This window comes from bacterium (assembly GCA_020440705.1).
Classification (GTDB): Bacteria; Krumholzibacteriota; Krumholzibacteriia; order LZORAL124-64-63; family LZORAL124-64-63; genus JAGRNP01.
The window spans coordinates 1-7,817 of sequence record JAGRNP010000151.1 but is presented as its reverse complement, the minus strand read 5'-3'; the positions used below and the strand labels follow the sequence as shown (position 1 = coordinate 7,817).

At 65.8% G+C, this 7,817-nt stretch carries 13 protein-coding genes; all 13 read right to left on the bottom strand.

Annotated elements, in window-relative coordinates:
* Window positions 1-222 precede the first annotated feature (222 nt).
* Window positions 223-759 (bottom strand): 50S ribosomal protein L17, encoded by a 537-nt coding sequence (gene rplQ / locus KDM41_16140; protein ID MCB1184958.1) that lies wholly within the window; start codon window positions 757-759, stop codon window positions 223-225.
* Between the two features lie 60 nt (window positions 760-819).
* Complete coding sequence (locus tag KDM41_16135) at window positions 820-1,830, bottom strand: DNA-directed RNA polymerase subunit alpha (protein MCB1184957.1); 1,011 nt, start codon at window positions 1,828-1,830, stop codon at window positions 820-822.
* 21 nt (window positions 1,831-1,851) lie between these two features.
* Entirely contained in the window at window positions 1,852-2,481 is a 630-nt protein-coding gene (rpsD, locus tag KDM41_16130) for a 30S ribosomal protein S4 (GenBank protein MCB1184956.1), read from the bottom strand.
* Between the two features lie 61 nt (window positions 2,482-2,542).
* Window positions 2,543-2,944, bottom strand: a complete 402-nt coding sequence (rpsK, locus tag KDM41_16125; protein MCB1184955.1) for a 30S ribosomal protein S11 — start codon at window positions 2,942-2,944, stop codon at window positions 2,543-2,545.
* A 46-nt stretch (window positions 2,945-2,990) separates the two neighbouring features.
* Window positions 2,991-3,356 carry a 30S ribosomal protein S13 gene (gene rpsM, locus KDM41_16120; GenBank protein ID MCB1184954.1) on the bottom strand — a complete coding sequence of 122 codons (366 nt, stop codon included), beginning with the start codon at window positions 3,354-3,356 and terminating at the stop codon, window positions 2,991-2,993.
* A gap of 72 nt (window positions 3,357-3,428) precedes the next feature.
* Window positions 3,429-3,542, bottom strand: coding sequence for a 50S ribosomal protein L36 (rpmJ, locus tag KDM41_16115; GenBank protein ID MCB1184953.1), 114 nt, complete (start codon window positions 3,540-3,542; stop codon window positions 3,429-3,431).
* 87 nt (window positions 3,543-3,629) lie between these two features.
* Window positions 3,630-3,848, bottom strand: coding sequence for a translation initiation factor IF-1 (gene infA / locus KDM41_16110; protein ID MCB1184952.1), 219 nt, complete (start codon window positions 3,846-3,848; stop codon window positions 3,630-3,632).
* A gap of 13 nt (window positions 3,849-3,861) precedes the next feature.
* On the bottom strand, window positions 3,862-4,596 hold the full coding sequence (gene map / locus KDM41_16105; protein ID MCB1184951.1) for a type I methionyl aminopeptidase: 735 nt from the start codon (window positions 4,594-4,596) through the stop codon (window positions 3,862-3,864).
* 65 nt (window positions 4,597-4,661) lie between these two features.
* The gene (locus KDM41_16100; protein ID MCB1184950.1) at window positions 4,662-5,333 is read right to left on the bottom strand and encodes an adenylate kinase; all 672 of its coding nucleotides are present in this window, start codon (window positions 5,331-5,333) and stop codon (window positions 4,662-4,664) included.
* A gap of 4 nt (window positions 5,334-5,337) precedes the next feature.
* Window positions 5,338-6,642 (bottom strand): preprotein translocase subunit SecY, encoded by a 1,305-nt coding sequence (secY, locus tag KDM41_16095; GenBank protein MCB1184949.1) that lies wholly within the window; start codon window positions 6,640-6,642, stop codon window positions 5,338-5,340.
* A 53-nt stretch (window positions 6,643-6,695) separates the two neighbouring features.
* The gene (gene rplO, locus KDM41_16090) at window positions 6,696-7,139 is read right to left on the bottom strand and encodes a 50S ribosomal protein L15 (GenBank protein MCB1184948.1); all 444 of its coding nucleotides are present in this window, start codon (window positions 7,137-7,139) and stop codon (window positions 6,696-6,698) included.
* Window positions 7,140-7,144: 5 nt separating this feature from the next.
* A complete protein-coding gene (gene rpmD, locus KDM41_16085) occupies window positions 7,145-7,330 on the bottom strand; it encodes a 50S ribosomal protein L30 (protein MCB1184947.1) in 186 nt (61 codons plus the stop codon).
* Window positions 7,331-7,333: 3 nt separating this feature from the next.
* Window positions 7,334-7,817 (bottom strand): 30S ribosomal protein S5 (locus KDM41_16080; protein ID MCB1184946.1); only part of this gene is annotated, 484 nt, incomplete at its 5' end.

The window sequence follows — 7,817 nt, the reverse complement described above, 5'->3', positions numbered from 1 at the left end:
GCAGGGCGCCGGGGACACCGGGCCGGGCCTCCGTCGCCGCGGCGGGACACCGGGCCGGGCCTCCGTCGCCGCGGCGGGACACCGGGCGAAGCGGGCCGCGGCGACGGGGCAAAAGGCAACCCCCCGCGCCGGGGCACGGGGGGTTGCGAGGTGGGACGAGGTCCGGTTCCGGTTTCGGTCGGGTTGCGCACAACCCCGGAGGCGGAGACCGGCGCGGGAGGACTAGTCCTCGGGCTTGGTCTCGTCCGCGTCGTCGGCGGCGGCCTCGGGGGCCTCCTCCGCAGCGGCGTCGGCGGCTTCCTTGGCCTCGACGAGGGCCGCCTGGGCCTCCGCCTTCTCCTCGGCCGCCAGGATCTTCCGGGCCCGCTTCCGCTTGAGGGTGTCGGTCACCTTCTTGCGGGGGTGGCCGTCGACCAGCTCCAGGATCGCGAGCTCGGCGTTGTCGCCCTTGCGGGGGCCGAGCCGCATGATCCGGGTGTAGCCGCCCGGACGGTCCGCGTACCGCGGGCCGATCTCGCCGAAGAGCTTCTGCAGCACCGCGGGCTCATTGACCTTGCGGGCCGCCAGGCGCCGCGAGTGCAGGTCGCCCTTCTTGGCCTTGGTGATCAGCTTCTCGGCGACGATGCGGGCCTCCTTGGCCTTGGGCACCGTCGTCTGGATGCGTTCGTGCTTGAACAGCGCGGTCACCAGGTTCCGGTACAGCATCTTCCGGTGAGCCGGAGTGCGGTTCAGTTTGCGTCCGGAAACATTGTGTCGCATGACTCTATTCCATCCTCTGGACTATTGGATACTGGGCCTGGGCCGCCGAGGCGACCGGATCTAGTTGCCGGTCACCTCGCGCACGCGCTCGGCGACTTCCGGGTCGAAGGTCATGCCGAAGGACAGGTCCATGCCTTCGAGAATCTCCCCGATCTCGTTCAGGCTCTTGCGCCCGAAGTTGCGGAATTTGAGCATCTCCTGCTCGTTCTTGGTCACCAGGTCGAAGAGGGTCTTGATGTGACCGCTCTTCAGGCAGTTGGCCGAACGGACCGAGAGCTCGAGTTCCTCGACGTTGCGCGACAGCAGCTCCACCAGGCGCTCCTGCTCCTCGTTCACTTCCACTTCCTGGGCGTCGATGGGCGCCTCGTCGAAGTTGATGAACGTCTGGAGCTGGTCCTTGAGGATCTTCGCGGCGAAGCCGATGGCGTCCTCGGGCTTGACCGCCCCGTTGGTGGTGATGCCGAGGATCAGCTTGTCGTAGTCGGTGCGCTGACCGACACGCGTGTCCTCGACCCGGAAGCTGACCTTGCGCACGGGCGAGTAGTTCGTGTCCAGCCGGATCACGCCGATCATCTCGTCCGGGATGTGATGCTGCTCGCGGTCGACGTAGCCCCGGCCGAGGTCGATGAAGACCCGGGCGGAGAACTTCTCGGCCTCGGTGAGCGTGCAGATCACGTGGTCGGTGTTGCCGATCTCGAGGTCGGGGTGGCCGTTGATGTGGCCGGCGGTCACGGGACCGGGTCCCTCGACCTCGATGGTCGCCCATCCGGACGGCGCGTCGGACAGGTTGAACACGACCTGCTTGAGATTCAGCGCGATGTCGGTGACGTCCTCGAGCACGCCGGGCACGGTGCTCAGCTCGTGCTTGACACCCTCGATCTGCACGGCCGTGATCCCGTGGCCGTGCATCGAGGACAGGAGCGTGCGCCGCAGGGCGTTGCCCAGCGTGTGACCGAAGCCGCGCTCGAGGGGCGCGATCTCGATCTCGGCGAACGTCTCCGAACGCGTCTCCTTGTTCACCCGAACGGGCTCGGGCATCATCATGTTGACCCACTTCATAGAATCTTCCATCCCTTCTGCTCTGTTCAGCCGTTACTTCGAGTAGAGCTCCACGATCAGGTTCTCCTGGATCGGGATGGGCAGATCGGCGAGCTGCGGCTCACTGAGCAGGGAGCCCGTGAGCTTCTTCTCGTCCGCCTGGACGAAGGGAAGGCGGTCGCGCTTGGCGTTGGCCTTCACCGCGTCGACGATCTGCGGGATGTTCTGACTCTTCGTGCGGATGCTGACCTGCTGGCCCACGCGGACCTGCCGGCTCGGCACGTCGCAAACCACGCCGTCGACCAGCACGTGCTTGTGCCGGATCAGCTGGCGGGCGCTGGAACGGCTGGGCGCGAAGCCGAGCCGATAGAGGACGCTGTCCAGGCGCTTCTCCAGGAGATTGAAGAGGTTCTCGCCGGTCGGGCCCTGCCGCCTGTTCGCTTCCGCGTAGTACAGGCGGAACTGCCGTTCCAGCACGCCATAGATCGAGCGGACCTTCTGCTTCTCACGAAGCTGAAGCTTGTAGTCCGAGGGTTTACGCCCGCGGCGGCGACCATGCTCGCCCGGCCCGTACGGCCGGCGCTCGATGGCGCACGAGCTGCTGTAGCAGCGCTCGCCTTTGAGAAAGAGCTTCATCCCCTCACGCCGGCAAAGTTTGCACTTCGCGTCGGTGTACCTAGCCATTCTTGTGAACCTCCTGGCCGGCTGCGGTTCTCATCCGGGGCCGACCACGTAAATTTGAAGATTACAGCCGCCGCCGCTTGGTGGGCCGGCAGCCGTTGTGCGGGATGGCGGTGCAGTCCTTGATCCGGGTCACCTCGAGGCCCTCGGCCTTGAGCGAGCGCACGGCGGCTTCCCGCCCCGAGCCCGGACCCTTCACCCACACCTCGACCTTGCGCATGCCGCCCGCGAGGACTTCCTGCGCGCAGAACCGGGCCGCCAGCTGCGCCGCGAACGCGGTCGACTTCCGGCTGCCCTTGTAGCGACCCTGGTGTCCGCCGGACGACCAGGTGATCACGTTGCCCTGCAGATCGGTCATGGTGATCAGGGTGTTGTTGAAGCTGCTCTTGACGTGGGCCACGCCCACGCTGTCGAGCTTCTTCTTCTTGGACTTCGCCTTGCCCCTCTTGTCCTTGGCAGTAGCCACTTTCAACCTCCTGGCGCCGGAGCGCCGTCAAGCAAACGCCGCCCGGCTACTTCTTGCCGCCGGGACGGCCCTTCGGACCTTTGCGGGTACGGGCGTTGTTCTTCGTGTTCTGGCCCCGGCAGGGCAGCTTGCGCCTGTGCCGCAGACCCCGATAGCATCCGATGTCCATGAGACGCTGGATGTTCATCGCGACTTCGGTACGCAGGGTACCTTCGACCTGATATTCCTTGTCGAGGATCCCGATGATCCCACGCGTCTGCTCTTCGGTCAGGTCGCGGGTCTTGGTCTCGGGGTCGATGTTCGCCTTCGTACAGATCTCCTGGGCCCGGTAGGTACCGATGCCGTAGATGTACGTCAGCGACGTCGCAATCCTCTTGTTGTTCGGAATATCCACACCGGCAATACGTGCCACCATGGCTCCTTTCGTCCTGTTGCGATCCCGGTTCCGGACAGTGGACGCCGTCGTCCGGGGGATCCTCTCCGGCTAACCCTGACGCTGGTTGTGACGGCGCGTGACGCAGATCACACGCACGACGCCGTTGCGCCGGATCACCTTGCACTTCGGGCAGATCTTCTTGACCGAACTGCGAACCTTCATCGTCTCTTCCTCCTGCTCGGGACGCCGACTGCGCCGCGCCCGACCTTGCCTGTCCGGATCTGGTAGTCCGGCTCCAGTAGTCCGGATCTACTTGTAGCGGTAGGTGATGCGGCCCCGGGTCAGGTCGTAGGGACTCAACTCCACCGTCACCTTGTCGCCCGGCAGGATGCGGATGAAATGCATGCGCATCTTGCCCGAAACGTGGGCCAGCACCACGTGGTCGTTCTCCAGCTGGACCTTGAACATCGCGTTGGGCAGGGCTTCCATGACCGTGCCCTCGACGCTGATTCCTTCTTCCTTGGCCATGTCCGTCCGCCTCTCAGAAAGCCGCGACGCCGGCGCCGCGCCGGGTCAGGATCCGCGGACCGTCCGCCAGGACCGCGACCGTGTGTTCGAAGTGGGCCGACAGCCGGCGATCCGCGGTGAGGATCGTCCAGTCGTCCCGGGCCGTGACCACGCGCTTGGTGCCCGCGTTGATCATCGGCTCGATGGCGATCACCAGCCCCTCCTCCATGACGGGGTCGGGGTGGTTGAAGGCCCGGAAGTTCGGCACCTGCGGGTCCTCGTGCAGCTCGCGGCCGATGCCGTGGCCCACCAGGGACTCGACGACCGAGAACCCCTCGGCCCGGGCGTGTTTCTCGATGGCCGACCCGATGGCCGAGATGCGCTCGCCGACCGCGATGGCGGCGATGCCCTTCTCCAGGCACTCGCGGGTCACCTGCAGCAGCCGCGCCGCTTCCGGGTCGATCTCGCCCACGGCCAGGGTCTCGGCGCTGTCGGCGTGCCAACCGTCCTTCAGGACGCCGATGTCGATGCCGACGATGTCGCCCGACAACAGCTCCCGGTCGCCCGGGATCCCATGCACCACTTCCTCGTTGACCGAGATGCAGGCAGACGCAGGGAAGCCGTGGTATCCCTTGAACGAAGGGACACAGCCAGCTTCCCTGATGCGGGATTCGATGGCCTCGTCGATCTCCCCCGTGGTGACCCCGGGGACCACCATCTCGCGGATCGCGAGGAAGACAGAAGCCAAAATCTCGGCGCTGGCCTGCATTTTGTCAACCTGATCGGCCGACTTCAAATTGATTCTCTGCCTGCTCCAGCTCACGCGAATCCCGTCTAGCCCAGGGCCTTGGCGATGCGCGCCCCGACTTCCTCGGGGGTGCCCAGGCCGTCGATCTCGTGGAGCGGATAGCGCTCCTCGAGGCACCAGGCGGCCGGCAGGGTCTTCTTGCGGAAGATCTCCAGCCGATGCCGGATGGTCTCTTCCTTGTCGTCGGCCCGCTGGTAGAGGGCCGACTTCCCTTCGCGCTTCGGATCCTTGTCCTTGCCGCAGAAGGGGCAGTATTGCGGGCTGACCGAGGCGAATCCGGTCAGGTTCATGACCTCGTTGCAGGCCCGGCAGGTGATGCGGCCGTTCAGGCGGCGCACGATCTCCTCGGCCGGGGCGTCGATGACGAGCACCGCGTGGATCGTCTGGCCGATCTCGTCGAGCATCTTGGTGAACTCGTCGGCCTGGTAGAACGTCCGGGGGAAGCCGTCGAGCAGCCACCCGTTCTTCACGTCATCCTGGGAGAGCCGGTCCTTGATGATCTCCATCATCAGTTCGTCCGAGACCAGGTCGCCCGCCTTCATCACCGTCTCGACCTTCAGGCCGAGCTCGGTGCCGCTCCGGATGGCCATGCGCAGCATGTCGCCGGTGGAGATGTGGACGACCTTCTTGCTCGTGACGATGGCGTGGGACTGGGTTCCCTTCCCCACGCCCGGGGGCCCCATGATGACGATGTTCATACCGCTACCTCCGGGCCCGCAGGCGACCCTTGGTCATGAATCCGTCGTAGTGCCGCATCACCAGGTGCGACTCGATCTGCTGGAGCGTGTCCAGCGCCACGCCGACGACGATCAGCAGGCCCGTGCCGCCGAAGTAGAACGGCACGTTCAGGAAGCTGATCATCAGGTCCGGCAGGATCGCGATGATCGCCAGGAAGATGGCGCCCGGCAGCGTCACCCGCGTCAGCACGCGGTCGATGTACTCGGCGGTCTTCTTGCCCGGGCGCACGCCGGGGATGAAGCCGCTGTTCTTCTTCATGTTGTCCGCCAGGTCGACCGGGTTGAGGATCACCGCGGTGTAGAAGTAGGCGAACAGGATGATCAGGGCCGAGTACACGATCACGTAGACCGGATTGGGCGGCCGGAAGAGGCCGCCGAGGGTCGTGAAGAAGCCCGAATCGGGGAAGATGTTCATCAGCGTGGCCGGGAACATGATGATCGACTGGGCGAAGATGATGGGGATCACGCCGGCGGTGTTGACCTTCAGCGGGATGTGGGTGTTGGCCCCGCCGTAGACGCGCCGCCCCACGATCTTCTTGGCGTACTGGACCGGGATCTTCCGCTGCCCCTGGGTGATGGCGATGATGCCGCCGATCACGAGCAGCATGAAGGCGCCGATGAGCAGGGCCTTGACGATGTGCATGTCGCCGCTGGCCAGCTGCTGCGCCGTGTTCAGGATGTCGGTCGGGTAGCGGGCGACGATCCCGATGAAGATGATCAGCGAGATGCCGTTGCCGATGCCGCGTTCGGTGATCTGCTCACCGAGCCACATGACGAAGACCGTGCCGGCGGTGAGCGTGATCATGGTCAGCAGCTTGAAGCCGAGGCCCGGGCTGGTGACGATCCCGCCGGCCATCTGCTCGAGGCCGGCCGCCATGCCGAAGCTCTGGATCGCGGCGAGGGCGACCGTGGCGAACCGGGTGTACTGGGTGATCTTCTTGCGGCCCTCTTCGCCTTCCTTGGCCAGCTTCTCGAAGTACGGCACCACGGCCTGGAGAAGCTGGAAGATGATCGAGGCGCTGATGTACGGCATGATGCCCAACGCGAAGATCGTGGCCTGACGGAGGTTGCCGCCGGAGAACATGTCGTACAGCCCCATCAGCGAGCCCGACTGGGCGTCGAAGAACGAGGCGAGGGCCGCCCGGTTGATGCCCGGCGTGGGGACGTGCCCCCCCAGCCGGTAGACCAACAGGATCAGACCGGTGAACAGGAGCCGCCGCTTCAGTTCGGGGATCCTGAACATGCTTTGGTAGCTGCTGGTAATGTTCAAGGCAGAGCTTCCTTTTTCTGGACGTTACCCGGGGTTCCCCGCGGGGGACTCCCTCAACCAGTGACGGTGACCGATCCGCCCGCGGCTTCCACCGCGGCGACGGCCGCCTTGCTGGCCTTGGCGACTTCGATCTGGAACGACTTCTCGACCTTGCCCCTGCCCAGCAGCTTGACCGGGAGCGTGGGGTTCTTGATCAGGCCGGCGTTCGCCAGGGTCTCGGCGTCCACCTTGCCCGCGTCGAGGCGCGTTTCCAGCTCGTCCAGATTCACCAGCTGGTACGACTTCTTGAAGATGTTCGTGAAACCGCGCTTGGGCAGACGGCGGTTCAGGGGCATCTGACCGCCCTCGAACCAGGGCGGGATGCCGCCGCCGCTGCGGGCCTTCTGGCCCTTGTGCCCGCGCCCGCCGGTCTTGCCCTGGCCGGAGCCCGGACCGCGACCGCGGCGCTTCTTGTCCCGGTTCGCCCCCTTGGGCGCCCCGATGTTGTTCAGCTTCAGCATGTCTAATTCACCTCTTCAACGTTCACGAGATGGCGAACCTTGAACACCATCCCGCGGATCGCGGGCGTGTCGTCGTGGACCACGGAAGTCTGGTTCCGCTTCAGGCCCAGCGATTCGATGATGCGGCGGTGCTTCTCGGGACGACCGATGACGCTGCGCACCTGGGTAATCTTCAGCTTCGCACTCATGATCTAGGACTCCTTGGTCTCGGCGGTCTCGGCCGCGGCCTCCGCCGGGGCGGGAGCGGCCTTCCTGCCGGACGGCTTGGGCAGACCGAGCACCTCGGGTACGCTCAGGCCGCGCTTGGCCGCGAAGTCCTCCACCGTGCGCAGCTGCCGCAGCCCGTCCATCGTGGCCTTGACCACGTTGTTGGGATTCCGCGAGCCGAGCTGCTTGGTGAGGATGTTCTTCACGCCGGCCGCCTCGAGGATGGCGCGCACGCCGCCGGCGGCGATGACGCCGGTACCCGGACTGGCGGGCTTCAGCAGCACGCGGCTGGCGCCGAAGCGTCCGACCACCTGGTAGGGGATCGTGTCGTTCTGCATCGGCACGGAGATCTGCGCCGCGCGGGCACCCTCGCCACCCTTGCGGATGGCGTCGGCGATCTCGTTCGCCTTGCCCATGGCCACGCCGACCTTGCCCTTGCCGTCGCCGACGGTCACGATGGCGCTGAAG